33 protein-coding genes, 1 tRNA gene and 2 pseudogenes are annotated in these 25,920 nt (G+C 52.1%); 34 read left to right on the forward strand and 2 right to left on the reverse strand.

The features are described from left to right. The first annotated feature begins 9 nt into the window (after positions 1 to 9). The 5 genes from modA to FLZ89_RS09975 are packed head-to-tail and all read left to right on the forward strand — an operon-like array spanning position 10 to position 3,393. Positions 10 to 825, forward strand: a complete 816-nt coding sequence (modA, locus tag FLZ89_RS09955) for a molybdate ABC transporter substrate-binding protein (protein ID WP_172613543.1) — start codon at positions 10 to 12, stop codon at positions 823 to 825. A 19-nt stretch (positions 826 to 844) separates the two neighbouring features. Next, complete coding sequence (locus FLZ89_RS09960; protein WP_141262686.1) at positions 845 to 1,642, forward strand: ABC transporter permease; 798 nt, start codon at positions 845 to 847, stop codon at positions 1,640 to 1,642. Continuing rightward, positions 1,639 to 2,706 (forward strand): ABC transporter ATP-binding protein, encoded by a 1,068-nt coding sequence (locus FLZ89_RS09965; RefSeq protein ID WP_141262685.1) that lies wholly within the window; start codon positions 1,639 to 1,641, stop codon positions 2,704 to 2,706. Before FLZ89_RS09960 ends, FLZ89_RS09965 begins: the two co-directional genes overlap by 4 nt. 46 nt (positions 2,707 to 2,752) lie before the next feature. Beyond that, positions 2,753 to 2,995, forward strand: coding sequence for a CopG family ribbon-helix-helix protein (locus FLZ89_RS15715; RefSeq protein ID WP_172613544.1), 243 nt, complete (start codon positions 2,753 to 2,755; stop codon positions 2,993 to 2,995). After that, the gene (locus FLZ89_RS09975; protein WP_172613545.1) at positions 2,983 to 3,393 is read left to right on the forward strand and encodes a type II toxin-antitoxin system VapC family toxin; all 411 of its coding nucleotides are present in this window, start codon (positions 2,983 to 2,985) and stop codon (positions 3,391 to 3,393) included. Before FLZ89_RS15715 ends, FLZ89_RS09975 begins: the two co-directional genes overlap by 13 nt. Before the next feature lie 238 nt (positions 3,394 to 3,631). On the opposite strand, the gene FLZ89_RS09985 is transcribed toward FLZ89_RS09975, so the two are convergent. Then, on the reverse strand, positions 3,632 to 3,985 hold the full coding sequence (locus tag FLZ89_RS09985) for a hypothetical protein (RefSeq protein WP_141262684.1): 354 nt from the start codon (positions 3,983 to 3,985) through the stop codon (positions 3,632 to 3,634). 202 nt (positions 3,986 to 4,187) lie between these two features. Here FLZ89_RS09985 and FLZ89_RS09990 point away from each other — a divergent pair, with 202 nt between their 5' ends. From FLZ89_RS09990 to FLZ89_RS10115, 27 genes and pseudogenes are all read left to right on the forward strand, one after another. Next, a complete protein-coding gene (locus FLZ89_RS09990) occupies positions 4,188 to 4,442 on the forward strand; it encodes a FeoA family protein (RefSeq protein ID WP_141262683.1) in 255 nt (84 codons plus the stop codon). A 19-nt stretch (positions 4,443 to 4,461) separates the two neighbouring features. Further along, the gene (locus FLZ89_RS09995) at positions 4,462 to 4,713 is read left to right on the forward strand and encodes a FeoA family protein (protein ID WP_141262682.1); all 252 of its coding nucleotides are present in this window, start codon (positions 4,462 to 4,464) and stop codon (positions 4,711 to 4,713) included. Positions 4,714 to 4,828: 115 nt separating this feature from the next. Beyond that, positions 4,829 to 6,880: a ferrous iron transport protein B gene (gene feoB, locus FLZ89_RS10000; RefSeq protein ID WP_141262681.1), complete on the forward strand. Its 2,052-nt coding sequence runs from the start codon at positions 4,829 to 4,831 to the stop codon at positions 6,878 to 6,880. A gap of 334 nt (positions 6,881 to 7,214) precedes the next feature. After that, entirely contained in the window at positions 7,215 to 7,499 is a 285-nt protein-coding gene (locus FLZ89_RS10005) for a DUF2325 domain-containing protein (RefSeq protein WP_075516063.1), read from the forward strand. A gap of 29 nt (positions 7,500 to 7,528) precedes the next feature. After that, entirely contained in the window at positions 7,529 to 8,152 is a 624-nt protein-coding gene (locus FLZ89_RS10010) for an HD-GYP domain-containing protein (RefSeq protein ID WP_141262680.1), read from the forward strand. A gap of 134 nt (positions 8,153 to 8,286) precedes the next feature. Next, entirely contained in the window at positions 8,287 to 9,630 is a 1,344-nt protein-coding gene (locus tag FLZ89_RS10015; protein ID WP_141262679.1) for an NAD(P)/FAD-dependent oxidoreductase, read from the forward strand. A 211-nt stretch (positions 9,631 to 9,841) separates the two neighbouring features. After that, on the forward strand, positions 9,842 to 10,126 hold the full coding sequence (locus tag FLZ89_RS10020; protein ID WP_141262678.1) for a DUF4405 domain-containing protein: 285 nt from the start codon (positions 9,842 to 9,844) through the stop codon (positions 10,124 to 10,126). A gap of 23 nt (positions 10,127 to 10,149) precedes the next feature. Further along, positions 10,150 to 11,073, forward strand: coding sequence for a radical SAM protein (locus FLZ89_RS10025; protein ID WP_172613546.1), 924 nt, complete (start codon positions 10,150 to 10,152; stop codon positions 11,071 to 11,073). Positions 11,074 to 11,146: 73 nt separating this feature from the next. Then, positions 11,147 to 11,578 carry a hypothetical protein gene (locus FLZ89_RS10030; RefSeq protein WP_216363874.1) on the forward strand — a complete coding sequence of 144 codons (432 nt, stop codon included), beginning with the start codon at positions 11,147 to 11,149 and terminating at the stop codon, positions 11,576 to 11,578. A 176-nt stretch (positions 11,579 to 11,754) separates the two neighbouring features. Further along, positions 11,755 to 12,916 (forward strand): annotated as a pseudogene (locus FLZ89_RS10035) (MFS transporter). Positions 12,917 to 13,211: 295 nt separating this feature from the next. After that, the gene (locus FLZ89_RS10040) at positions 13,212 to 13,646 is read left to right on the forward strand and encodes an MOSC domain-containing protein (protein ID WP_141262676.1); all 435 of its coding nucleotides are present in this window, start codon (positions 13,212 to 13,214) and stop codon (positions 13,644 to 13,646) included. A 391-nt stretch (positions 13,647 to 14,037) separates the two neighbouring features. Next, entirely contained in the window at positions 14,038 to 14,262 is a 225-nt protein-coding gene (locus FLZ89_RS16575; protein WP_141262674.1) for an FmdB family zinc ribbon protein, read from the forward strand. Between the two features lie 19 nt (positions 14,263 to 14,281). Next, on the forward strand, positions 14,282 to 15,124 hold the full coding sequence (locus FLZ89_RS10055; RefSeq protein WP_141262673.1) for an MBL fold metallo-hydrolase: 843 nt from the start codon (positions 14,282 to 14,284) through the stop codon (positions 15,122 to 15,124). Between the two features lie 44 nt (positions 15,125 to 15,168). After that, a complete protein-coding gene (locus tag FLZ89_RS10060) occupies positions 15,169 to 15,816 on the forward strand; it encodes an SPASM domain-containing protein (RefSeq protein ID WP_141304900.1) in 648 nt (215 codons plus the stop codon). A 172-nt stretch (positions 15,817 to 15,988) separates the two neighbouring features. Continuing rightward, positions 15,989 to 16,366 (forward strand): iron-sulfur cluster assembly scaffold protein, encoded by a 378-nt coding sequence (locus tag FLZ89_RS10065; RefSeq protein WP_141262671.1) that lies wholly within the window; start codon positions 15,989 to 15,991, stop codon positions 16,364 to 16,366. A 3-nt stretch (positions 16,367 to 16,369) separates the two neighbouring features. Next, positions 16,370 to 16,789 carry a Fur family transcriptional regulator gene (locus FLZ89_RS10070; RefSeq protein ID WP_141262670.1) on the forward strand — a complete coding sequence of 140 codons (420 nt, stop codon included), beginning with the start codon at positions 16,370 to 16,372 and terminating at the stop codon, positions 16,787 to 16,789. Positions 16,790 to 16,869: 80 nt separating this feature from the next. Beyond that, positions 16,870 to 17,769 carry a metal ABC transporter solute-binding protein, Zn/Mn family gene (locus FLZ89_RS10075; protein ID WP_141262669.1) on the forward strand — a complete coding sequence of 300 codons (900 nt, stop codon included), beginning with the start codon at positions 16,870 to 16,872 and terminating at the stop codon, positions 17,767 to 17,769. Between the two features lie 50 nt (positions 17,770 to 17,819). Further along, positions 17,820 to 18,545, forward strand: a complete 726-nt coding sequence (locus tag FLZ89_RS10080) for a metal ABC transporter ATP-binding protein (RefSeq protein ID WP_216363875.1) — start codon at positions 17,820 to 17,822, stop codon at positions 18,543 to 18,545. Beyond that, positions 18,532 to 19,341 carry a metal ABC transporter permease gene (locus FLZ89_RS10085; protein ID WP_373995619.1) on the forward strand — a complete coding sequence of 270 codons (810 nt, stop codon included), beginning with the start codon at positions 18,532 to 18,534 and terminating at the stop codon, positions 19,339 to 19,341. The genes FLZ89_RS10080 and FLZ89_RS10085 overlap by 14 nt, the downstream gene beginning before the upstream one ends. Next, complete coding sequence (locus FLZ89_RS10090; protein ID WP_141262667.1) at positions 19,332 to 19,760, forward strand: Fur family transcriptional regulator; 429 nt, start codon at positions 19,332 to 19,334, stop codon at positions 19,758 to 19,760. Before FLZ89_RS10085 ends, FLZ89_RS10090 begins: the two co-directional genes overlap by 10 nt. 166 nt (positions 19,761 to 19,926) lie before the next feature. Beyond that, positions 19,927 to 20,178, forward strand: coding sequence for a hypothetical protein (locus FLZ89_RS16175; RefSeq protein WP_253256456.1), 252 nt, complete (start codon positions 19,927 to 19,929; stop codon positions 20,176 to 20,178). Positions 20,179 to 20,222: 44 nt separating this feature from the next. Then, entirely contained in the window at positions 20,223 to 21,686 is a 1,464-nt protein-coding gene (gene malQ / locus FLZ89_RS10095; protein WP_253256457.1) for a 4-alpha-glucanotransferase, read from the forward strand. Then, positions 21,592 to 21,846, forward strand: coding sequence for a 4-alpha-glucanotransferase (locus tag FLZ89_RS16180; protein WP_253256458.1), 255 nt, complete (start codon positions 21,592 to 21,594; stop codon positions 21,844 to 21,846). Before malQ ends, FLZ89_RS16180 begins: the two co-directional genes overlap by 95 nt. A 149-nt stretch (positions 21,847 to 21,995) precedes the next feature. Continuing rightward, positions 21,996 to 22,613 carry an FmdE family protein gene (locus FLZ89_RS10100; RefSeq protein WP_141304901.1) on the forward strand — a complete coding sequence of 206 codons (618 nt, stop codon included), beginning with the start codon at positions 21,996 to 21,998 and terminating at the stop codon, positions 22,611 to 22,613. 35 nt (positions 22,614 to 22,648) lie between these two features. Then, a pseudogene (locus FLZ89_RS10105) lies at positions 22,649 to 22,819 on the forward strand (iron chelate uptake ABC transporter family permease subunit); the annotation flags it as partial. A 157-nt stretch (positions 22,820 to 22,976) separates the two neighbouring features. Then, positions 22,977 to 23,432 carry a DUF134 domain-containing protein gene (locus FLZ89_RS10110; RefSeq protein ID WP_141262665.1) on the forward strand — a complete coding sequence of 152 codons (456 nt, stop codon included), beginning with the start codon at positions 22,977 to 22,979 and terminating at the stop codon, positions 23,430 to 23,432. A 12-nt stretch (positions 23,433 to 23,444) separates the two neighbouring features. After that, on the forward strand, positions 23,445 to 23,948 hold the full coding sequence (locus FLZ89_RS10115; RefSeq protein ID WP_141304902.1) for a PDGLE domain-containing protein: 504 nt from the start codon (positions 23,445 to 23,447) through the stop codon (positions 23,946 to 23,948). 107 nt (positions 23,949 to 24,055) lie between these two features. On the opposite strand, the gene FLZ89_RS10120 is transcribed toward FLZ89_RS10115, so the two are convergent. Next, positions 24,056 to 24,142: transfer RNA gene (locus tag FLZ89_RS10120), tRNA-Leu, on the reverse strand. A gap of 107 nt (positions 24,143 to 24,249) precedes the next feature. On the opposite strand from FLZ89_RS10120, the gene FLZ89_RS10125 reads away from it, so the two are divergent. Further along, the gene (locus FLZ89_RS10125; RefSeq protein ID WP_141265836.1) at positions 24,250 to 24,867 is read left to right on the forward strand and encodes an RNA polymerase sigma factor; all 618 of its coding nucleotides are present in this window, start codon (positions 24,250 to 24,252) and stop codon (positions 24,865 to 24,867) included. Next, the gene (locus FLZ89_RS10130) at positions 24,864 to 25,850 is read left to right on the forward strand and encodes an anti-sigma factor family protein (RefSeq protein WP_141265835.1); all 987 of its coding nucleotides are present in this window, start codon (positions 24,864 to 24,866) and stop codon (positions 25,848 to 25,850) included. Before FLZ89_RS10125 ends, FLZ89_RS10130 begins: the two co-directional genes overlap by 4 nt. The last annotated feature ends 70 nt before the right edge of the window (positions 25,851 to 25,920 follow it).

Raw genomic sequence — 25,920 nt, forward strand, 5'->3', positions numbered from 1 at the left:
GAAACAACAGTGAGGCTTGCAAAATCTGTAACATTATTATTGGGCTTACTATTATTTGGGTTGCTGGTGCTGGCCGGCTGCGGTAAAAGCCAAAGCCAGCTGGGAGGTAATAATAAGGAGGCGGACAACGCTGCCGGGCGCTCCCTTTTAGTCTATAGCGGCGCCGGCCTCAAAAACCCGGTCGAGGAAATTGGTGCCGCCTTTCAAGCCAAAGCAGGGATAAAGGTTACCTATACCTTTGGCGGCGCGGCCCAGCTCAACAACCAGATCCTGTTAACCGGGCAGGGAGACGTCTACCTGCCGGGGGATATAGCGGAATTAAAGCCTATTAAAGAGAAAAACCTGGTAGCATGGGAAAAGAATGTTGTTTATCACATCCCGGTGCTGGCGGTACCGAAGGGCAACCCTGCCGGCATCCACAAATTAGCCGATCTGGGGCGGCCGGGAGTGAAAGTAGCCCTGGGTGATCCCCAGGCCAATCCTATCGGCAAGCTGGCCGACCAGCTCTTGCAAAAGCACGGCCTTCTGGAGGCAGTCAATAAAAATGTGGTGGTCAGGACGCCGACGGTAAACGAACTGGTGGTATATTTAAGCACCAAACAAGCCGACGCCGCCGTCATCTGGGAGGAAAATTACCAGGGGGCAAAAGACAGGCTCGATCTGGTGCCAGTACCCGAACTAAAGGATTACGTCAAAACAGTACCTGTGGCAGTGCTGAATTGTTCTGAAGACAAGGAGCTGGCCCAACAGCTGGCCGAATTTATAACTTCACCACCGGCCTACCAGATTTGGCAAAAATGGGGTTACAAGCCGGTTAACCCGTGAGGTTTCAGGGGGGAAAACCTTGGGGGCAAAACTTTTTAAAATGGTTAACGTGTTGATAACTTCAATGGTAGTGCTCTTTATTTTAGCAGCCGTAAGTACTGTGCTGATAAGGGGTATTCCTTACATTCCTGCCTCTCTGAAGGCGCCGGAACTGGTCTTCGCCATCAGGCTCAGCCTGATAACATCTATAGTTTCAACAACCGCCTGCCTGCTGGTAGCTATGCCGGTGGCCTATACCCTGGCCCGCTACAACCTGCCGGGCCAGGGTATAGCAGCCAATCTTTTAAGAATCCCTTTAACCCTGCCGCCAGTTGTCTCCGGCGTTTGCCTGCTCCTGCTTTTTGGCACTACGACCTTTGGCGAAATCCTAACCAGGATGGGTTTACGTTTTGTGTTTACCGTACCCGGGATTATCCTGGCCCAATTTTTCGTCAATCTTCCTTCCCTGATTACCGTTCTAAAGGCTGCTATCGAGGCCGTGGATATCCGCCTGGAATATGTGGCCAGGACCCTGGGCTGTACCCCGTCCCGGGCTTTTCTGAAGGTGACGTTACCGTTAATACGTAATAATATCCTTGCCGGCCTGGTTCTTACCTGGGGTAAAGCCCTGGGGGAATTTGGGGCGGTGCTTATGCTGGCCGGCGCCACCAGGTTTAAAACGGAAACCCTGCCCATCTCCCTTTACTTAAATATGGCTACCGGCGACATGGAGGCCCTGATGGCTTCGGCTGCCATCCTGATCCTGATCGCCGTGATTTCCCTGGCCGTTTTTGAACGGGCAGGAGTAAAGCTGTACGAGCGGGTGCCGGGCCTGTGAAAGAACGATTGTCTGGGCGTTCGCTGCGGCTATTCCGGATAACTAAAAAGATAGGCGAGTTTCAACTCCGGGATATATCTCTAGAAGTCTTTCCGGAAGAATACTTCGTTATCCTGGGGCCGACGGGTGCCGGCAAAACCGTTCTCCTGGAGGTTATTGCCGGCATGCACGCGCCGGATGCCGGCGAGATATGGCTGGGGGAAGAAAATATAACCGCCTGGCCGCCGGAAAAGAGGCGCTTTGGTTTTGTTTACCAGGATTATGCCTTATTCCCCCATATAAACGTCAGGGAAAATATTGTCTTCGGGCTCAAAAACAAAAAATTACCTCCGGGCGAGATAAAAAGGGAATTAGAAGCCGTGGCGTCCCTGCTTGGTATCGCCCACCTTCTCCGGCGTCTTCCATATACTTTAAGCGGCGGCGAGCAGCAGCGGGTGGCCCTGGCCCGGGCTTTAATAATGAAGCCCCGGGTCCTTTTACTGGATGAACCCCTATCAGCCCTGGACCCCTGTACAAAGGAGACGCTTCAGCAGGAGCTAAAGCGCCTGCACCGGTTTACCGGTACCCTGATTGTTCATGTAACCCACGATTTTGAAGAAGCCTTATACCTGGGCGACCGCATCGGGGTTCTCATGGGAGGCGGTTTGCTCCAGGTGGGCTCACCGGAGGAAATTTTTACTCGGCCGCGGACGGCGGCGGTTGCCCGCTTTGTCGGGGTGGAAAATATTTATTATAGCGATATTATCCTGCGCGGCGGCCGGAAATACGTCACCCTTGGAGGGGCGCTGCTGCAGGTAGAGACGCAATTAACCGGCCGGGCGGGTTTTTCCGTCAGGCCGGAACATATCCTGGTGAGCAGTTTGCCGCGGCCCGGGAACTGCCTGCCGGGAAAGGTGCTCGCGGTTTACCCACGGGGCTTACTGACCAGGGTAATAATCGATGCCGGCGAAAGGCTTGTCGCACTGGTTGTTGCCAGGGAAGATAAAGGTTGTTCCCTGTCGCCGGGCAGCACAGTTTACTGCACTATCCCGCCGGCCGCCATTAATGTTTTCCCGCATTATTGACATGTAAGTATTTGCATACTAGAATACTTATATGAGGTGATTAAACATGCGCACTACCATTGAAATCAGCAATGAAACCCGGGCTAAACTTATGGCCCTGGCGGCCAGGCGAGGTTTACGGGGTTATTCAGAAATAGTAAATGAAGCCCTTGAGGAATATTTAGCAAGGGCGGAGAACCGGGAAAAAGAGATTAACGAGATTCTAAAACTTGCCGGTAGTTTAAGCGAAGAAGAAGGCCCAAAATATGCAGCCAGGGTGAAGGAGTTCTGGTCGCGGTGGGAGTCGTAACCGATACTTCGATAATTATTGGCTTTTTGAAGGGTCACCAGCCGGAAGTTGATTATGTCGAGCATGCTTTAAGAAATGGTACGCTTACCATAACAGCTATAACAGTTTTTGAACTCCAGGTAGGTCTTGCTGCCAACAGTAAAAGGGAAAGGCTGCTGGCTAAATTTTTTCAGCAGGTTACCATCTTGCCCTTTGATGGCCAGGCAGCCATGGCAGCGGCTATGATCGAAAATAGATTGCGGTCTGGCGGGGAGGTAATTGGGGTGCCTGATACCCTCATTGCCGGCATCTGTCTGGCGCGCAACCTGCCCCTGTTTACATTAAACGTAGAACATTTCAAACGGGTACCCGGGCTAGAAGTGCTTACCCCCGCCTCCCTCTCGTCGTCGCAGGTGTAGCTCGAAAACAGAAGATCTCTGGAAGGGTCTTCTCCGGTGATTAGTCTTTAATCATTACCACCAGGGAAGGGCCGCTGGTGCTCTTAGGCTGCGGTTTTAATAAGGACAGTCAACAACAATTCCAGGGATAAAATCAAAATGCTTTTTATTCTTTGTGGCGAGAACAGCGTCCAGATGTAATGCTGTTGCCGCTATCCCATTTAAGCCCTCGAACAGCCGGGCCATTTTTTCTTGCTGTTCAGCCGTAATATGCGGCGCGGCATATAATTCCATAACGGTTATGGAACTGATCCATCGTTTTCTCCAATCTCTTTTGTGCGGCTAAACGGAGTTCCTCGACATACTTTGAGTCTACATGTGGCCATATTCCTGCTGTTTCTTCAAGTATCTGCTGCCAATCTTCTTTTTTGGATTTATTAAGTGGTTCAATTACAACTTTATCGCCCACCAGGTTAACAATTAAAATATCACCTTTTTTTATACATGCTTTTTCCTTAATTTGGCAGGTAACACAATCTGGCCTTTGCTGGATACTTTTATCATACCCTGCAATTTTACTACACCTCCACAAAAGTAAGTCGCGTCTTACCATAATTATATCCCAAGTTATAGCTAGTCAATATTGCACATTATTTGCGCCAGATAGGAGGTGTGCGGCATTACCGGGCGAGGGCTTGACAATTTATTTACCTGTGTGGTATTTTTTTATTAACCTAATGAGAATGAATGTCATTATCTTTTAATGAAAATTAAGCAACCTTAATTTGCTTAAAGAAGGAAAGGAGGCTGTTGTCATGGAGGCTTTAGAAACCATTAGCACACGGGCCTTAAGCGAACTGGGGAAGGGCTCTCGCGGCAGGGTGATTAAAATTACCGCTACCGGCGAACTCCGCCGCCGGCTCTTGGACATGGGAGTAGTTCCTGGTACTGAAGTGGCTGTCGCAGGAGCAGCTCCTCTGGGCGACCCTATAGAAGTAAAAGTAAAGGGTTACCATTTGAGCTTACGCAAAAAAGAAGCAGCCGCTATTTTTGTCGAGCAACTCAATTAATGTTAAGAGGTGTTCAGTTATGGGCAGCAGGTTATTACCCCTGGAATTTTTAAATACAGGCCGGGAGGCAGTTATTAAAGAAGTCGCTGGCGGCATAAGTTTGCGTCGCCGGCTAACAGAGCTGGGCCTGGTACGCGGGTCAACCATTAAGATTATCCGCAATGATAACTTTGGACCCATAATTGTTTCGCTAGGGAATGGTTCAGGGGGCGGCCGCCTGGCAATCGGGAGAGGTATGGCCCATAAGATTATGGTAGAAGAAGTAGGTTGAGGGCAGGGGTAATTTTTTTGCAGGCAGGGAGTGTATGTCAGCAAGATGATGTAAGTTGATGTTAGGCATACTTAACACTTTTCGTTGGGAACTGGCATTTTAAGGAGGGGAACCCATGGAGGCAGTAGCAATGGCTAAACCTGAAAGGGAAAAGGTTATCGCCCTGGTCGGCAATCCCAATTCAGGTAAGACCAGTATTTTTAATGATCTGACTGGCGCCCGCCAGCATGTTGGCAACTGGCCAGGCGTGACGGTGGAGAAAAAAGAAGGGAAGCTTAGCTATCAAGGACAAACTTTCAATATTGTTGATTTGCCTGGGACTTACAGCCTTGGTGCTTACAGTGAGGACGAGCTTATCGCCCGCAATTTTATCCTCTTTGATAAACCTGAGGCCGTTATCAATGTCGTCGACGCCTCCAACCTGGAACGCAACTTGTACTTGACTACCCAATTGCTGGAGATGGGGGCCAACGTCGTCGTCGCCTTAAATATGGTTGATGAGGCCCGGGCACGCAAGATCGAAATCAATATCCCCCGCCTGGCGCAAGCTCTAGGAGTGCCGGTGGTGCCGACCGTAGCCACACGTAACGAGGGTATAAAAGAACTTGTGGCTACGGTTGCGAAGAGGGTCCAGGAGACAATATGCCAGCCGCTAAAAGTTAACTACGGACGGGAAATTGAAAACGAACTAGATAAATTAGAACAAATCATTAAGCAGGACGCTAAGCTGGCAGCGAAATACCCTCCCCGGTGGCTGGCGATAAAACTCTTAGAAGACGATGAGCGCTTAGAGGCAGAGCTGCAAAAAGAAGGGGCCAGGCAGGTCCTTGATGCGGCAACTAAAAGCAAAAAACAACTGCATGAGATTTTAGGAGAAGAAGTAGAAGCCATTATTGCCGATCGGCGCTATGGTTTTATCAACGGCCTGGTAAAAGAGGCTGTTACCAGGCGCCAGACCCTGGAAGAAAGGCTTACTTTATCTGATAAGATTGACAACATAGTAACTAATCGATACCTGGGGTTGCCGATTTTTCTCCTGACTATGTGGGCTGTCTTTCAATTTACCTTTAAGCTGGGTGACCCCATGATTGGCTGGGTGGAAAGCGCCTTTGAGGGGTTAACCGGCCTTGCTACCGGCTGGCTGGAAGCCCTGGGTGCCCCGCAACTCCTGACTTCCTTCATAGCTGATGGGATAATCGGCGGTCTGGGTTCGGTGCTTGTCTTTATACCCCCCATCTTCTTGCTCTTCCTGGCCATTTCTCTCCTGGAGGACAGCGGTTATATGGCCCGCGCTGCTTATATCATGGACCGTCTGATGCACGCCCTGGGCCTGCACGGCAAATCCTTTGTCCCGCTTTTAATCGGCTTTGGCTGCAACGTCCCGGGCATCATGGCTACCAGAACCCTGGAAAGCCGGCAGGACCGCTTGATTACTATCCTTATTAATCCTTTGATGTCCTGCACGGCCCGCTTACCGGTATACGTCCTCTTCACCGGCGCCTTCTTTACGGCTAAACAGGGATGGGTAATCTTTTCCCTGTACCTTTTAGGTATTGTGTTGGCTATTATCATGGGAAAAATCTTTAAGACCTTTCTTTTTAAAGGAGAAACAGCTCCCTTTGTCATGGAACTGCCGCCTTACCGGGTACCGACACTTAAAGGCACGATGATTCACATGTGGGAGCGAGGCAGTTCCTTTGTCCGTAAAGCCGGTACCGTTATTGTCGGTGTCGTGGTGCTTATCTGGGTACTTTCCAACTTACCACTGGGTGTGGAATACGCCAGCCAGGAGAGCCTGATCGGGAGATTGGGAACTATACTGGCGCCGGTCTTTAAACCGGCCGGTTTTGGCACCTGGGAAGCGGCGGTAGCCCTGGTATTTGGCATCCTGGCTAAAGAAGTGGTCGTCGGCACCCTGGGCGTCCTCTACGGCGTAGAGGAAGACGGCTTGACAGCGGCCATCGCTCAATCCTGGACGCCCCTTTCAGCGTACGCATTTATGGTTATGACCCTGATTTACATCCCCTGCGTGGCGGCCATTGGCGCCATCCGCCGGGAAACCAATTCCTGGGGCTGGACTGCCTTTACCATCGGCTACAGTTTGCTGCTGGGCTGGGTGATGGCGGTGCTGGTCTTCCAGGTAGGCAGGCTCCTCGGGCTTGGCTAAAACGGGCACCCGGAATGTTTAAGCATGGTTAAAAGAGACGGAAAGCGATGGAGATAACCATTTTAGCCGGAGCAGGTATTATAGCAGGTGCCATCCTGGCGCGTCATCTGTTGGAAACTGCCAGAGGGGCAGGCTGCCCACGTTGTGATCAAGTTTGTAACGGTGGTCAAGGAGCCAGATCGGGAAGACAATATAACCCGTAGCCTTTACAGTCTGAAGGGGACCTCAGGAGGGAAGCCTGAACTGCCAACCTTCTCTGCTGAGGAAATTAACCCCTTATTTTAACAGGAACAAATGAGAAAAATTATCAACTTAGACAAAGGGGGACATGGCTTTGTCTATTTTAATCGTTGGCGGTGACCGTTTGGGGAACATCCCTGATAACCTCAAAAGCCTGGGTTTCACTGAAATCGAACACTTAAGCGGGCGTAAAATTGGCCATATAGCTGTAGATTTGCCCCACGAGATTGATGTCGTGCTGGTGTTTACTGACTATGTCAACCATGGGCTGGCCGCAAAGATCAAAAAGGATGCCCGGAAAAAGGGGGTTAGAACTATTTTTGCCCGGCGTTCTTGGGCCTATATAGCTAAAGCCTGGAAGGGCTTTATAAACGGCTAAAATAGCGGCGACGGGGAAGGGGAACCGGGATGCTTTCCTGGATATGCGGGCATACCCTGCATGGGGTCTACCATGACATTATTGAATGTTTAACGGCTGCCCTGGAAGCCAGGGATCATTATAGTGAAGACCATTCGCAACGCGTGGCTGATATGGCCTTTGACCTAGCCAGGAGAGTTGGGATTAAGGGCGCAGAACTCGAGAATATACATATGGCTGCCCATTTGCATGATATCGGGAAAATTGGCGTCCCGGACCAGATTTTGCGCAAACCGGGCCGCCTTTTACCTCACGAATGGGCAATGATCAAGCGCCATCCCGAGATAGGCTATAAAATCTTGAACAAATCGCGGCGATTGAGCTCGATAGCTCGATTGGTCCTTTACCATCACGAACGCTGGGACGGTAAGGGTTACCCGGCTGGTTTAAAAGGCGAGGCCATCCCTTTAGGCTCACGGATTATTGCCTTATGCGATGCCATTGATGCCATGACCTCAGAAAGGCCTTACCGCCCGGCCCTTACCTGGCACCACTGCTGGGAAGAAGTTGTTGCCAACAAAGCCATCCAGTTCGATGCTGTGCTGGTGGAGGCGGCGGAGGCATTGTGGCCCATGTGGGAGAATAGGTGGTCCTTGACAAAGGTTAGAGTGTAGCTATAAATTTAAAACCGATTATACTAACGGAGATTTTTTCTCTATCTATTATTGACATATGACCTAATAAATACTATGCTATTTAAAAAACTAAGTTCTAGTATTAACAAAAAACATGGAAAGGGGCGGCTGGTTTGAAGGGTACGGATGTACTAGTTATCGGCGGGAGTGCGGCGGGCCTTACGGCAGCTATTACTGCCAAAATGTATTTTAAGGACAAAAAGGTAACCGTGGTACGTAAAGAAGAAAAGGTTTTGGTACCCTGCGGTATCCCTTACATTTTCGGTACTGTGGGGAGCCCCGACAAGAACCTCATCCCGGACGCCACACTGGTTAATAACGGCATAGAACTGGTGATCGATGAAGTTATAGGGATTGACCGCCAAAGCAAGGCTGTTTCTACGGTGAACTCTGGTAGCATAGCTTATGACAAACTCGTCCTGGCTACCGGGTCGTCTCCTGTTGTTCCACCGGTAAAAGGGGCTGACCTGGAAGGTGTTTTCGTCGTCAAAAAAGACGTAGCCTATCTTGAGAATCTCAAAAATGCCCTGGATAAAGCGAAAAATCTGGTGATCGTCGGTGGAGGGTTTATAGGAGTTGAGTTTGCCGATGAGTGCCGGAAGGGGCGGGAGTTGAATGTTACCGTCGTCGAACTTTTGCCCCATTGCCTGGCCCTGGCATTTGATGATGAGGTCTGCACCCTGGCGGAGGATAAGCTGCGCTCACAGGGAATAAACATTATTACTGGAACGAAAGTAGAAGAGTTTCTGGGAGACGGTAAAGTAGAACAGGTGAGACTTGCCAACGGCGAAACCCTGCCTGCTGACGTTGTTATCTTTGGCATCGGCGTGGCGCCCAATATTGAACTGGCCCAAAAGGCGGGACTGAAAGTTAACAATCGCTTCGGCATCTGGGTTGATGATTATATGCGTACCAGTGACCCAAGTATTTTTGCCATTGGCGATTGCGCCGAAAAAAGCTCATTTTTCGGGCACGGGCCATCCCTCATCAAACTAGCTTCCGTAGCCACCCATGAAGCCCGCGTAGCGGGGGCCAACCTGTTCGGCCTCAGGCGGGCCAGGGGGGCGGCAGTAGGAGTGTTTTCGACGATTGTCGGCGACCTGGCCCTGGGGTCGGTAGGCCTGACGGAAAGGGCGGCCCGGGAAGCGGGTATTGAGGTCGTAAATGGTAACGCCAAGGCGCCTGACAGGCATCCGGGGAGTATGCCGGGGACCAGAGAGCTGGGCGTAAAGTTGATCTTTACTAAAGATACTGGTGTAATTGTAGGCGGGCAGGCTTACGGCGGTACTGCGGTGGGCGAGCTGACCAACCTGCTGGCGGCTGCCGTGCAGCATAAGATGCGGGCTGACGAGCTGGAAACCATGCAGGTAGGGACCCACCCGGCCCTTACCGCCTCGCCTATTGCCTATCAGGTAACCAATGCCGCCGAGGATGCCGTGCTAAAGTTAAGGAGCTAATTCCAGCCTATCAAACTTTCCTTCAGGGAGCACGATTTTTCAGGGATACAATTTTTGTGATAGCCCCCCTCTTTTTTGGCAGGGGGGCTTTTTTACAACACAATATTGACGTATGTTCTTTATAGATTTATACTGGAAACGGTTAGGGATGATATAGCAAAGTTATATGCCATCCTGAATTTAGAATGTGATCCGGGAAGGAAGTGGGAAGTTGTATAAATGGAAAGTTAATTATTTTGTCGATTTAGCCCTTTTCCTGAGTGCCCTGGGGGTAGCCCTTTCTGGTTTTATCCCGTGGCTAATTCTCCCGGCAGGGAGATATGGCCGACAAGCTTTTGCTCCCACTTTTATTTTTAGCCGCCAGGAATGGGGAGCGATACACCGCTGGCTGGCGATAGTGACGGTGGTCCTGGTTTTAGTTCATCTTTACTTGCACTGGGACTGGATTGCAGGTATGACCAGGCGTGTTTTCGGCGGCAGGGATAAGTTGCGCTAATGCTAAAAAGGGGGAGAGGGAAAATGAGTTATGTTTTTGGCCCTGTCCCGTCACGGCGGCTGGGGTGGTCCCTGGGTATCGACCTTGTTCCCTTTAAAACCTGCAGCTATGATTGCATTTACTGCCAGTTGGGCCGAACCACATTACATACCGTCCAACGCAAGGAATATGTACCGGTAGCGGCTGTGCTACAGGAAATAGAGACAAAACTTAAAGGAAATCACCGACCGGACTATGTAACAGTTTCTGGCTCCGGTGAGCCCACCCTTAATGCAGGGCTCGGCCGGGTAATCCGGGGTTTAAAAAAATTAACGTCCATACCGGTGGCCGTGCTAACCAATGGATCACTCCTGCATGATCAGAATATACGGGAAGAGTTAGCGACGGCAGATGTGGTGATACCTTCCCTCGATGCGGCTACAGTTCCGGCCTTTAAGCGAGTCAACCGACCCTGCGATCAGATTAGTTTAGAGCAGGTTATCAAAGGGTTGCAAGATTTCGCAGACATGTTCAGGGGCCGCCTTTGGATAGAAGTGATGCTGGTCCGCGGGCTCAATGATGGGGAAGAAGAGATTGCTGCCCTCGCTGCCGTTTTAAAAGATCTGCCGGCAGAGAAGATCCAGCTTAATACCGTTAGTCGCCCCCCGGCGGAGGCATTTGCCAGGCCCCTGGAACGGGAGCAAATGGAAAGAATAGCTGCCCGACTGGGTAATAGGACAGAGATTATTGGCCATTTTGCCGGCAAGGTGTACGGGGACGGGAGCCAGCAGGATATCGAAAGGGAGATTGTGACCCTTTTGGGGCGGCGCCCCTGTACCTTGACGGAAATTGCTTTTTTAACCGGCTTACATCAGGCGGAGGTTACAAAATATATTGGCCGGTTGGTAGAAACTGGCCTTATCCAAGCGGTTTACAAGGAAGAGGTTTATTATAGAGTTCGACAGTAAAGACGACAACTGTTAGAACGTGTTTATGAGATGATGCGCTGGTTCCCGGCCGCCTGTCCATAGGCCAGAAGCGGTGGAGGAGGGAGACGTAGAAGCGCTGTTGCAGGCGTTTGGAAGGAAATGGGACGCTGCTGGAAAAACTGAGGAGGCGAGGTATGTCATGTGGCGAAATACCAGGTTTCTGACTACGACCGCCCTGCTTTTGGCGCTGACGGTCGCAGTTCAGATGGTCGGGCTCCCACAGCCGGGGACAGGCCCGCTAGTAAACGCGATGCTGTTCCTCGCGACTTTAACCGTAGGCATGGGGGGCGGTGTCGTCATAGGCGCCCTGACGCCGTGGATCGCTCTCATGCGGGGCATCGTGCCCCCGCTCGCCCAGCCCATAACGCCGTTCATAATGGCAGCCAACGCTACGCTGGTGATAGTCTTCGGCCTGCTGGTAAGATTTAACCCTGGGTCGGCGTCATTGCCGCCGCGGTATGCAAGTATGGGGTCTTCGTGTTAGCGCTGAAATTCATTCTGGTCTTGCCCCCCAAGCTGGCGCAGGCTTTCCAGATTCCCCAATTGCTCACGGCCCTGGCAGGAGGGGTTATAGCGGTTATAGTGTATAAAGCCTTGCCAGAGATGGGAAAGAACCGTTAAATCTTTGGACGGCTCATTAAATTGCAAGGGGTTCTTTTCATGTTTAACGTCCTCATCACCTGCCTCACTAGCCTGCTGACTGATATTTTCACGGAGATGGTTTATCCTTTGTTACCCCTTTACCTGACCACGGCCCTGGGGGGCCAGCCCTGCTATCGTCGGTATTATTGAAGGATTGGCCGAAAGCCTGGCCAGCATCCTCAAGGTTTTTTCCGGCGCTATTTCCGATCGTCTGGGACGCAGAAAAACCTTGGCTATCGGCGGCTACGGCTTTTCAGCCCTGGGCAAGGTCTTTCTCGTCCTGGCGACCTCTTGGGGCTGGGTGTTGGCCGGCTGTTTGGCCGACCGCTTTGGCAAAGGGGTGCGCACTGCTCCCAGAGACGCCATTATCGCTGAAGCTGCCGCGGCGGGGCAGCGCGGGGCCGCCTTTGGCTTGCACCGGCTCATGGATACCCTAGGGGCCAGCCTGGGGGTGGTGCTGGCTTATTATTTCTTGACAGGCTACCGAGGGGATTACCGGGCGGTTTTCTTGTACTCCCTTATCCCCGCCGTTTTAGGGGTTGCCGTCCTGTTGCTGGTACGGGAAAGGGGCTTCGCCGGCCTCCAGGCGAAGAAAATATCCTTTAACTGGCGGGTCCTTGACCCACGCTTACGATCCCTCCTGGTGGTTGTTTTCCTCTTTACCCTGGGTAACTCCTCCAACCAATTTTTGCTGTTGCGGGCCGAGAATCTGGGATTTGCCCCGGAAACGGTCATACTCTTATACTTCGTTTATAACCTCGTCTACAGCCTGGTTTCTTACCCCGCCGGTCGCCTGCAGGACCGCATCGGCCGGCGGACGTTGCTGGTCCTCGGTTACCTGGTTTATGGCCTGGTATATCTAAGTTTTGCGGTGGCTCAGAACCCGTCGGCTATGTGTTGGCTCTTTGCCATATACGGCCTCTATAACGGTTTTACCGAAGGTGTAGAAAAGGCTCTGGTGGCGGATATAGCGCCTCCGGAGCAGAAGGCAACCCTTATCGGCCTCCACGCCACCGTAGTGGGCATAGGCCTTCTGCCGGCTTCCACCCTGGCCGGCTTTTTGTGGGATACCTTCGGTCCCCAGGCGCCCTTCTACTTCGGAGGCGTAGCAGGTATGCTGGCCTCCTTGGGCATGTGGTGGATCTTTCGACCGGGTATAACGGACTATCAACACAAGTAAGGAGGCTTTTTAAAAAATGCGCTGTGATCAAGGTGGAGTTTATGCCTGTAGGACTGGGGAACTGCAGCGATTACCGGCTAATTGTCCCATGCAGGAGAACGACACCATTTATCAGGAAGCCAGGGCTGAATACCAAAAGCCGGAGATAAAAAATTGCTTTGAACGCCGCTCGAACAGAGGCTGCCGGCTACGGCGTCTGGACACGGTTGGAAGAAATCATGGAGTTTTCACCCTTTAAAATCTACGAACCTTAGAACCCTGCTAATTTTTAATTTGTAAAGGTGAGGCAGAGAGTATGTCGACAGGCAAAGTTATCGGTGTTAATCTTAGTGCGCGGAGAGGAATAAAGAAAATTAACGTTGGTTCAGGTTATTTGCTGGCTGATTACGGTTTGCAAGGGGACGCCCATGCGGGAACAAGCCGGCAGGTGAGCGTTTTTATGGCTGAAAGGGCTGAAGAAATGGCCGAGGCCTTAGGCCTTCCCTTTCAACCGGGTGATTTTGCCGAAAACATTACCGTCCAGGGCATTAATTTAGAGGGAGTTGGGGTAGGGGCTAGACTTTTAGTAGGAGAAGCAATGGTTGAGGTTACACAAATCGGTAAGCAGGAAGATGAACCTTCAAGCCTCTTTTTTCCGGGGCCGGCGCCTTTGAAGACCGAAGGTATTTATTGCCGGGTGATAAAAAGCGGTTGGGTAAAAACAGGTGACCGGGTAACCATAATTACGTAAACTTAAAACGAAAGGGGAATAAATATGCCAGGCGGTTGGAGTGCAGGAATGGGGAGCGGATGGGGAAGGGTTACAGGTGGCGGCAGAGGGAGAAGAATGGGAGGAGGCAGGGGTAGGGGCCAAGGCATCTCATCCACAGGCGGGAAGGGCCAGAGCTCTTGGGCCGGAAATTGCGTTTGTCCTCAGTGTGGCCTGCAGGTGCCGCACCAACTGGGGAAGCCCTGTGTTGACACAATCTGCGCCCAATGTGGGGCAAGAATGATTAAGGGGAATTGAAGGAGTATAATTTTCCCGGTAGCCCCCTTGTGTGGCAAGGGGGCTTTTTTGCAACACAATATTGACATATGTTCTTTATAGATTTATACTAGAGTCAAGCGGGGGTGAACAGTAAATGCCGGAATTTGAATTCAAATGCAGCGATTGCGGGGCTATAAGTACATTTAGCAAGCGAGAAGATGCGGATATTTGTCCTAACTGCGGCAGTACGAGATTAGTAAGGATATTCTCGGCGCCGCATATAGTAAAAAGCCGTCCCGAGGCGGGTGGCAAAACCCTGTGCTGCGGGAGGGATTCCCGGCCGGAAGGCTGCACGCCCGGCGGTTGCTGCCACGGTTAAAAGGGGAGGGTAAATAAGAATGGCCGGAACCATTGAAATTATCAACCTGGTAGACAATACGGTCACCTCCAGGGGCTTGATAGCCGAGCATGGCCTGGCTTTCCTGGTACGAACCGGGAAAAGGACCATCCTTTTCGATACCGGGGCCGGGGGTGCCGTTGTCCAGAACATGTTGAGCCTGGGCCTCGATCCGCGGGAAATTACAGCTATTGCCCTGAGTCACGGCCATGACGACCATACCGGAAGCCTGAAAAAGATCTGCGAGATTACTGGCCCCCTTCCCGTATACGCCCACCCCGATATCTTCGTGGCTAAATACCGCCTCCGGGAAGGGGAGGAAGCCAGGTATATCGGCATCCCCTGGTCGCGGGCAGAATTAGAGGCAAGCGGTGCGGTATTTCACCTCTCCCGGCAACCCGTCGAGCTGGGGGAAGGAATTTTTTTAACCGGCGAAATCCGTCGTCGACAGGCTTTTGAAGCTATAAGCCGGGAATTTCGCCTCCTTGCCGGTGGCGAATACCTCCAGGACAGCCTCTGGGACGACCAGTCTTTAATCATCACTACCAGGGAAGGGCCGCTGGTGCTCCTGGGCTGCGCCCACTCCGGCTTGATCAGTACCCTGGAGCACGTCCTGGACATTACCGGTGCCAGCCGCATCTTCGCCGTCATCGGCGGTACCCACTTGAAGGACGCCGGCCCGGAGCGGCTAGAGGAGACGATAAAGACTCTACCGCGGTTTGGTCTCCAGTACCTGGTAGCCTGCCACTGTACCGGTTTTCGGGCCAGTGCCGCCCTCTACCAGGCCCTGGGAGATAAGTTTATTTACAATGAAGCAGGACGTACCTTCAGGTTCGATTGTTAACTACATACAGGACATGCGAGGCTCATATTACAAGTCTCAAGCGATTGCTTACTAATATTAGCCGCTTGGCAGATATCAAACAAAAGCGAGGTAGCCCTTTACCCAAAATTATCTGTTCTTACCTGATGACCAGGAAAAATTTACTTGAACTCCCGGCCTTCATAGAACTTGCGGCCAGCGCCGGGGCTGATGAAGTGGTGGCCACCAACCTGGATCTCACCCTTTCCCCGGAGATGGAAGAGTTAAGGGTGTTTGCTTGTCCGGGAGAAGCACTTCCTGGAGACTACCTTTTTGCTGTTCAGGCTGCCGAAGAGCAGGCCGGGCGTCTGGGCCTTAATTTAAGAGTTTATCCACTGCAGTTTAATCTTGACGTCATGGTCTGCGATGCCTGGCCCTTAAAACATATTTTCATCAATAGCCACGGCGAGGTAGCCCCTTGTGTTTACCTTGGACTGCCCTATAAAGGTGTAGCACCCCGTTACTTTTGCCGGCAGGAAGCGCCCTTTACTCCTTTTAATTATGGCAAAATTACTGAAAGCTTGACCAGGGTGATTAAAAATAAAGCCGCCCGGGAATTTAAACAGCCCTTTCGTTACCGGCTGGACCTGACCAACCCTTTTCTCCTGGATAATCCGGAAGTACCGGCGCCTCCCCCGCCGTGTACCAACTGCTACAAGCTCTTTGGCTTGTAGCGCTATACGAAATAATGCGCTGCGATTGCCTTGAACGCCGCTCGAACTGAGGCTGCCGGCTACGGCGTCAAGGCCTTTAATATTTATTGACATGGGGCCATAAGGCGGATATAATAATAATGAACAAATGTCCAAAAGCAAGTTGAAGCTGATTCTCAGGGGGCTAGAGATAATGTACGGCGAACTGCTTCTCGATCATTTTATAAACCCGCGTAATGTAGGCGTCATAAAAGATGCGGATGGCATTGGCACTATAGGCGACCCTGACTGCGGCGACTATCTCTGTATTTATATAAAAGTAAAGGATAACCGGCTGGCAGACGTTAAATTTCAGGTTTACGGTTGCCCGGCGGCCATAGCTACCAGCAGCATTCTTACGGAAATGGCCAGAGGTAAGACATTGGAAGAAGGCCTTAAAATTACCGACGCCGATGTGGCGGCGGCAATTGGCGGTCTGCCGGAAGTTAAGCTACACTGTTCCAACCTGGGAGCCAGCGCCCTGCATGAAGCAATTCGCGATTATCAAAGAAAGTTTAAGGAAGGGGGTTAGGAAATGCCTGTCATTACCTCTTTACACCTGGAAAAATTTCAAGAAAGCGATCGGCGTTTAACCCCCCAGCGGCAGGCGGTTCTAAAGGCCTTTATGGAACTGTCCCGGGAACACCCTACGGCAGAAACCATTTACCATGCGGCGCGCCGGTACTGCCCGACGGTTGGAAGGGCGACCGTTTATCGGACATTGGATTTATTTACCCAGATGGGGATTATTGTTAAGGCTCCGACCCTTAACGGTTCGGCCAGATATGAGATGAATAGAAGCCCCCACAGCCACTTTGTCTGCTTAAAGTGCAGTCGTACCTACGAGTTTCAGAGAATGCAAGAGCCTCTAGGGAAATATACAAATGAGGAAGGGTTTGAAGTCCTAAGCACCTCTACAATCTTTTTCGGTTACTGCCCGGCCTGCCGCGAATAAAATTCATTGACATTTTTTAAGAGAAAAGTTATATAATTATAATGCAAATGCAAATCGATTGCAGGAGGCCGGGAGGTTAAATGAAAGTCGGTTACAAATCGCGGGGCATCGTCTTAAAATTACTGGTTATCGCCCTCATTTTTTTTATTGCAGGTTGTCGGGAAAAGGAAGGTCTAGTGCCGGCGGAAAGCGGCCCTTTAAAAATTTATACTACCTTTTATCCCCTTTATGATTTCACTAAAAAGATAGTTGGGGATAGAGCCGTGGTAGAGAATCTACAACCTGCAGGTGTCGAACCCCATGATTATGAGCCTTCGCCCCGGCAGATTGCTTCGATTTACAGCGGGAAATTATTTATTTTTTTAGGTGAACCCATGGATGCCTGGGCAAAGAAAATTGAGGGCCAGCTGCAGGAGAAGGGAGTCGTGACCTTGGAAGCGGGCCAAGGTCTGATAGAAAACAATGACCCCCACATATGGCTGGATCCACTCCTTGCCCGGGAGATAGCCAGGAGGATATTTGAAGCAGTGGCGACGGTAGACGGCGATAATAAAAGTTATTATGAAAAAAATTACCATGAATTGGATAAAAAATTTGCCATGCTGGACCGTGAGTACCGGGATACCCTGAACGCCGTTACTAGAAGAGATATCGTAACCTCCCATGCCGCCTTCGGTTATCTTGCCAGGCGTTACGGCCTCAACCAGATTCCTATCAGCGGGCTTTCACCCCAGCAGGAACCGTCGGCCCAGCAGATGGCGGAGCTCATAACCCTTTGCCGCAGCAAAGGCGTAAAATATATCTTTTTTGAAACCCTGGCCAGTCCTAAACTGGCCGAAGCCCTGGCACGGGAGGCGGGAGCGGGGACTTTGGTTTTAAATCCTATCGGCGGATTGACTAAGGAAGAGATGGAGGCCAGCGAAGACTACTTTTCCATTATGGCAAAAAATCTGGCGGCCCTCAAAAAAGCCCTGGAGTAGAAAGGAAAATCATTATGGACCGTTGCCTTGAATGTGGAGAAGTAGTTCGCATGAACGATGTCACCTTTGCTTATAACGGCATCCCCGTCCTTGAAGGGGTCAATCTAAAGGTGAACTGCGGCGATTTTCTTGCCCTTATCGGGCGCAACGGCGCCGCCAAGTCCACCCTGCTTAAAATAATGGTGGGTCTTCTTAGGCCGAAGGTCGGGGAAGTAAGGCTATTTGGCAGGGACATTAGGAACTTTCGGGATTGGGGCTTGATAGGTTACATTTCCCAGAATGCCGGCGATATCAATGCTTCTTTTCCCGCAACAGTGGCCGAGGTAGTGGCTTCCGGGTATTACGGGGGCTTGAAAGGGTTTTTGGATAGACGCGCCAGAAAAGATAATATAGACGAAGCCATGGAATTGGTGGGTATTAGAGATTTGGCGGGTCGCCTCATTGGCGAACTTTCCGGCGGCCAGCGCCAGAAGGTTTTTCTCGCGCGGGCCCTGGCCAAAAAGCCGGCGGCTCTGTTCCTTGACGAGCCTACCACCGGCATAGATGCCGCCGCACGGGAAGATTTTTATCGCCTTCTCGCCCATCTAAACCGGGAAAGGGGCATGACGATAGTTATCGTAACCCATGATATAGGGGCGGCTTTTACTAGGGCCCAAAAAATTGGCTGTGTTCGCGATCGACACGTCTACATTCATGAGCAAATAAATGAAGTGGACCAGAACCACATCGCCGACGTTCTCGGTTACCGTATAGGTGATGATTATGTGGATCTTTAGCTTTGATTTCATGCAGCGGGCCTTGATAGCCGGTATGATTACCGCCGTTCTGGCCGCCACCCTGGGTGTCTTTATTGTACTTAGAAGGTTATCCCTGGTGGGTGACAGTCTGGCCCATGCCAGCCTGGCCGGCGTCGCCGGAGGGATGCTCTTGGGTTTTTATCCTTTTTACGGCGCCCTACTTGCGGCGGCCGGCGCCGCTTTAATCATCGAGTTTATCCGCCGGGCCTTTCCTCGCTATGCCGAAGTAGCCCTGGCGGTAGTCATGTCCGGCGGCATGGCCCTGGCTGTGATAATGATCAGCTTAAAAAAGGTCTTTAACGCCGATCTCTTTTCATATTTGTTCGGCAGCCTGGTGGCCGTATCCCCAAGGGATGTGGCGGTCATTGCCGGTGCCGGCATATTTATCCTTATGTCCGTAACGCTTCTACATCGCGAGCTTTTTGCCATTACCTTTGACGAAGAGGCGGCGCGCCTGGCGGGAATACCGGTCACTGCCGTGAGCATTTATTTTACCTTGCTCACTGCCCTGACCGTCGCCCTGGCGGTAAGGGTGGTGGGGACCCTTTTGGTGTCGGCCTTAATGGTAATACCGCCGGCGGTGAGCCTGCAGGTTGCCCGCAGTTTCAAAGAAACTTTCGTTATAGCCATCCTGGCGGCCCTTATTTCGGTGACTTGCGGCCTGTACGCTTCGTTTATTTTCGATCTGGCCCCCGGGGGGACTATTGTGCTTATTGCGGCGGGGTTGCTGGTGGCAGTTATGGTTGGGAAAGGAGTAATAAAAAAGTGGATGTAGAAGAACTGTTAAGGCAAAACGACCTCAGGGTAACTCCCCAGCGAAAGGCCATCCTGGCGGTCCTTAAAAACACCCGCTCTTTTTTAAGCGCTCAAGATCTGTTCCAAAAGGTCATTGAAATTCTTCCCGGAACAAATTTTTCTACCGTTTACCGCAACATAGATTTATTGCTCGAAAAAGGGCTTTTATGCCGCGTTTCTTCCCAGACAGGTGCCGATTTATACGAACTGCGGCGGGAGGAAGGACACCATCATCACGCCGTGTGTAAAATGTGCGGCGCTTATTTTGCCGTTGACTTTTGTCCCATGGAAGAATTAATACAGGAATTGGACCGCAAAGGGTTCTTGCCGACGGAACATTGTTTTGAAGTTTACGGCTTGTGCGCGAAGTGCCGGGAGGGAAAAAGAAAAATTGAATAACCTTGGGAAGGGGAAAATTATATTTAATAACATCGCCTGGCAGGTAATAATTGATGGTTAGACGCGAAAAAGAATTGCATCTTTTGTACCAACTTGCTGCCTATATGGCGTAGAGCCCGCCTATCGCGATGGTGAGGGTAACCTCCAGACGGCTGAACCGGAAACGTTGCTGGCGGTTTTACAGGCCCTGGGAGCGCCGGTGGCTAATATGGCCGACGTCTTAAGGGCCGTGCGGGAGCGACGTCAGGAGCGCTGGCGTAAATTTTGTGAGCCGGTAACCGTGGTTTGGTCCGGTAGTAGTCCCTGCTTAGAACTCCGCCTGCCTGCGGCAAAGATTGCTAGCCGCCTGGAATGCAAACTACATTTAGAAGGAGGCGGGTTGTGGCGGTATAGCATGTACCCTCTTCCCTCCCCCTAACCCGGGCAGCCGTGGTGGAAGGAGCTGTTTATGAAGCCCGGCTGTTGCGGCTGCCTATAAAATTACCCTGGGGCTATCACCGCTTGTCTTTAAGTTTTGCCGGGGACGATAAAGAGGTAATGCTGATTTCCGCCCCTTTTCAGGCATGGAACCTGCCGAAAGGCCGGGAAAAAATATGGGGCTGCTTTGTGCCCCTATATGCCCTTCATTCGCAGCGCAGCCTGGGATCCGGTGATTTCGGAGACCTGGAGGCCTTTTCTAATTGGGTGGAACGGCTGGGCGGCAGTTTTGTCGCCACTCTACCCTTCCTGGCTGCTTTTCTGGATGAACCCATGGAGCCCAGTCCCTATCAGCCCGTAAGCCGCCTTTTTTGGAATGAGTTTTATTTGGACGTTTCTCAGCTGGAAGAAGTGCAGAAATCCCGAGAGGCCCGGGATTTCTTAAACTCGAAGGAATTCCAGGACGAAGCGGCTTTTTTACGGAAAACATCTTTTGTCGATTATCGACGGGTAATGGCTCTCAAGAGAAAAGTCTTTGCAATCTGTGCCCGTGAATTTTATAACAGTAACGTAAAAGGACAGGCGGAATTAGCCACCTGGGTGGCCGGCAAAAGGGAAGTTCTAGATTACGCCCGGTTTCTGGCCGCCGTGGAAAAAAGGCGTGCCGGCTGGACGGCGTGGCCGGCACGAATGCGGGACGGTTTTCTAAAAGAGGGCGATTATGATCGGGAAGTCGCGGCGTATCATTTGTATGTCCAATGGCAGGCCCATCGCCAGTTCCAATCCCTGGCCAAAGGCAATTTGTATCTCGATTTGCCCCTGGGAGTCCACCGCGAGGGATACGACGTCTGGCGCTACCGCCGGAATTTTTGCCTGGCGGCCAGCAGCGGGGCGCCGCCCGATGCTTTTTTTCGCGAGGGACAGGACTGGGGATTTCCTCCCCTGCACCCGGAAGGAATACGGGAAGACGGCTACCGCTATTATATAGCCTGCCTGCGCCATCACCTGCGCCATGCAGGTATTTTGCGCCTGGATCACGTCATGGGTTTGCACCACCTTTTTTGGATACCGAAAGGGCTTACAGCCGCGGAAGGAGTTTACGTTCGCTATCACGCTGAGGAATTTTACGCAATTTTGGCCTTAGAATCCCGGCGCCATAAAGCATTACTTGTCGGTGAAGACCTGGGTACGGTGCCGGGTTACGTCCGCCGTGCCATGGAGCGGCACAAGGTCAACCGCATGTATATCCTGGCCACCGAATACACCGGAAAGCCGAGCCGGGCCCTGGCACCGGTGCGTGCCGGGTGTTTGGCCGGCCTGAGTACCCACGACATGCCGCCCTTTGCTTCTTTTTGGCGGACAAGGCGGCCGTCTAAAGGCGGCTCTCCCCCTTTTCCTGTATCATCAAGGTTTTTTGTCAGTAGCCACGACGGAGGCTGGCAGCCTTTTACGTGGTTGCCTAGCCTATCTAGCCGCAAGCCTGGCGCAGCTTCTTCTCGTCAACCTTGAGGATCTATGGTTGGAAAGAGAGCCCCAGAATGTCCCGGGTACGGGAAACCGTTACCCCAACTGGCGGCGGAAAACGCGCTACAGCCTGGAGGAATTCAGCGGGATGTCGCAAATAGTGTCCCTGTTTAAAGAAGTCAACCGCCTGCGGGATGGGGATTAAGCGGCAGGATTTTAGCTTTGCATGGCGAATAAAATATTTAACAACCATGGAGGTTGTAAGATGTAACCACGGAGGGTATGTGCCCCAGAAGGGGCGCCTGAAGTGGTTATTTTTATTTTCTAGATGGGAGAAAAGGAGAGATTTAAATCATGGAACAAATTACCAACGATTGGGAAAGGGCCGTGGCCTTTCACGGGCATAGCTGCCCGGGCCTGGCCATTGGCTACAGGGCGGCAAAAATAGCCCTGCGGGAACTGGCTGCCGGCCGGGCAGGGGATGAAGAGCTGGTGGCCATTGTAGAAACCGATGCCTGCGGGGTGGATGCCATCCAGGTGCTTACCGGCTGCACGCTGGGAAAAGGCAATCTCCTTTACCGGGACTACGGCAAGCATGTATTTACTATTGGTGATAGGAAGACTGGTGCTGCCGTCCGGGTAGCCTTAAAAAGTGGAGCATGGCAGGAAGACGAGAATTACCGGAACTTGCGGGAGAGGGTTTTTAACGGCCAGGCCACACCGGCGGAAAAGGAGCTCTTTGACCGTTACCAGGAACAGCGCTTGCAATTTATCCTGGACGCGCCGGAGGAGGAAATATTTAAAACAGAGCATGTGAAGCTCGCCATGCCAGCGAAAGCCCGCCTTTTTAACTCCGTGACCTGCGCTTATTGCGGGGAGCTGGTGGCAGAAGTCCGAGCCAGGGTAAAGGAGGGGCGGTATGCCTGCATCCCCTGCGCTGAAAATTACAGCCGCGGCTGGGGGGTAAAGTAACCTTTCCGGTAGTTGTGATTGTGGACGAAGTGGTTTCTTTTCTGGGCATTATCGGCTGCTTTATCGGCCTGGTAGGGCCGCACCTATTGCGGCGGGTGATTGACGGCGACCACCGCTTTTTAATCCCGGCCGCCAACGTGATGGGCGGGTTTTTGCTGCCGGCCTCCGAAACCCTGGACAGGACTGTCATTGCGCCGGTTGTTTTGCACCGTGATGGTCAATTAGTTATAGTTGGGAATGAGGTCTACCCGCATCGGCAAAAATAACGTAGAGTTGTAATTGGACATTCTTTCCTTATGGTTGACATAAGTCCACATTGAGGTTATGATAAGGTAAAGTAAAGCTTGAAAGCGGGGGACCATCATGCCGAGGCCACCCAAGTGCCGGCGGGTAGAATTTATACCAGGGATTACTTATTTTAAACCGGCAGCCGTACCTTTACGCCAACTGGAAGAAGTTGTCCTGGCAGTGGAAGAACTGGAAGCCATTCGCCTGAAGGATATAGAAGGCCTGGAGCAGGAGGAATGCGCGGCCAGGATGAGGGTCTCACGGCCTACCTTTTTCCGTATCCTCGGCGCAGCCCGGAGTAAGGTGGCCGACGCCCTGATTAATGGCAAAGCTATCCGGGTAGAAGGCGGGGTTTACCGCCTGGCAGGGGCAAAGGCCCGCTGTGAAGAATGTGGTTATGAATGGGAACCGGAAACTGAGGAGACTGGAACCTGCCCCCATTGCGGCAGTACAGATATCGCCGGCCCGGGCAGGGGCCGTTGCCGGCGTCACGGCTGGCAGGAAAGGAGGCGCACTTCAGAACCTTCCTGACCCAAGGCTCCTTTGGCCCATCTCCTGGTGGCCGGCCCGGCCGAGGGGATAGTTACCGGCCTGGTGGTCCGCTACCTTGAACGGGCTAACCCCGGCTTACTGCAACTTTACCCGGAGGCCAGGCCGGCAGCTCCGGCCGGGGCCGGCGCCCCTGGCCTCAAGGGACTGGCTACAGGGCTGGGTATCCTGATCCTGCTGTCACCTCTGGGAATCTTGGCTAGCAGTACGGCCTGGGGCGAATGGGCACCGGAAGAGTTACAGCAGATGCTGGGCTTTGTCCCGGCCGGGATGGTTAAACTGGCCGCCAGCTGGTCCCATACCCTCTTCCCGGATTATACCGTTCCTGGGCTGGCAGGCAGTTTTGGGGCCAAGGCCCTGGGTTATATTCTGTCAGCCCTGGTGGGACTGGGGATAATTATAGCTATTTTCCTGAAGCTTTTAATGCAGGGCAACCTTATTGACGCAGCCTTTCATGAGCACCACCACCAGGGCTATTTTCACCTGCACGCCCATTAACTAGGTTATAGGAAATTACGGAAAATGCCAGCAGCTGCTCCCGGCTACTGGCATTTTTCTATATCTATATAAAGAAAAATACCAAGGCTCTCACGCCTTGGTATTATTGGTGCCGAAGGCGGGGGTCGAACCCGCACGGCCTCGCGGCCACCGGATTTTGAGTCCGGCGCGTCTGCCAGTTCCACCACTTCGGCTTGTGTGCTTTTAATTTTAACATAGACTTTACGTTCCTGCAAGGGCCTAAAAGGATAAAGTAAGGGAGATGGCGAATAGGAAAAAAGCTGGAAGGTGGTGGGCAGCTGTGGTCCCTGATGAGGAATTGCTGGCCCGGAGTCAAAAGGGCGATATGGAGGCTTTTACCCTCCTGGTAGAGCGTTACCAGAAGATGCTCTACACCATTGCCTACCGCTTCCTGGGCAATGCCGAAGATGCTGGTGATGCCGCCCAGGAGGCCCTGGTGCGCGCTTTTAAAAACCTGCCAGGCTTCCGGGGACAGTGTTCCTTTAAAACCTGGCTGCAGCATATCATTGCCAATGTCTGCCGCGATGCCTTGCGCCGCCTCAGCCGGCGGCCCACCCTTTCCCTGGAGGGCTTGCAGGAAACAGAGGGGGTACCCTGGGAGCTGGCCACTTGGGGAGGTGTCCCTTCACCGGAAGAAATTTTCCTGGCCAGGGAAGGGGAGGACTATATACATAAATTAATCCAGGTTCTGACGCCGGAATATCGCATGGTAATAATCATGCGTGATTTGCAGGGTTTTAGCTATGGAGAGATAGCGACTATCCTGGGTTGTTCCGTAGGGACGGTGAAATCCCGCTTGAGCCGGGCACGGCAGTTTTTGCGACAGCACCTGATAAAGGAACGGGAACATTTTTTGGGGCAAAACGTCTATATAAGCAAAGGGGGTGAGGGGCGGTGAACTGTAACCATTACCGGGAACTCCTGTCATCATATCTGGACGGTGTCCTGACGGCAACCCAACGGCGGGCCGTGGAGAAACATCTGCGCCTGTGTAACTCCTGCCGGGAAGAACTGGAGGCCCTGCGTCAGACGGTGAACATTCTCCAGGCATGGTCGGAAGAAGAACTGGAACTGCCGGCCGGTTTTGAAGAGCGTTTGCGGTCGCGGCTTGAGGCGGCCTGCCGACCCTGGTACCAGCGCCTGCCGCAGTGGCTCTCCCTGGCGGCAGCGGCGGCCATCACAGTTGTGGTGGCTATTACTGCTTCTGCTGGCTATTTTCCCTCCCCTCTCCCATTCCAGGCCGGACAAGCAACGCCTGCGTCTATGCAGGGCGAACAAGAACAGGTGAAAGCTTTGCAAGCTCCGAGGGGTCCAGCGCCGGCAGGGGATCTCTCCACGATAGTTACAGACCAAGAAAACAAAACACCAGCACCAGCAATAACCCCTTCATGGGAAGAAACCCGGCCAGCACAGCCTCTGAGGCGACAACCGGCGAAGTCTACCAAACCCCAGCCAGTTTTCAACAGCGGGGAGAGAAATCCGATTGTCCAGGCCAGGACCAATGTTAGCTCCCGGAGACAAAACCCCAATCCGGCATCAGAACAGAACCATCAAGTAGGAGAGGGACAAAAATTACCTGGTGAACATATAACTGGCCCCCAGGACCAGACGTCCCCGGAGCAAATTATTCCAGGGGATAACAGGCTACAAATAAATAAGGATGAAGGAGAAATTTCTGCAACCGGTAAACAAACTGGGACGGGAACAACTTCACCGCCGCCTACCCCGCCTGATAACCTAACCGGGGAAAAGAATAGGGCCACCCCTGATGCCAGGATGTCCTCGCCAATTAATATTGATTCAGCAGATATATACCAGTCTTTGACGGTACCTGAAAAGGTATATAAGGAGGAGGCGCCCTCCAGACCACCCTCAAGTTAAGGGTGGTTTTTTGGTGTGAAGGGGAAAAGAATTGCCACCGGAAACAGAAAAAGATAAAATAGAAGCAGCG

The sequence above is a fragment of the Moorella sp. E306M genome, from assembly GCF_006538385.1.
GTDB lineage: Bacteria > Bacillota > DSM-521 > Neomoorellales > Neomoorellaceae > Neomoorella.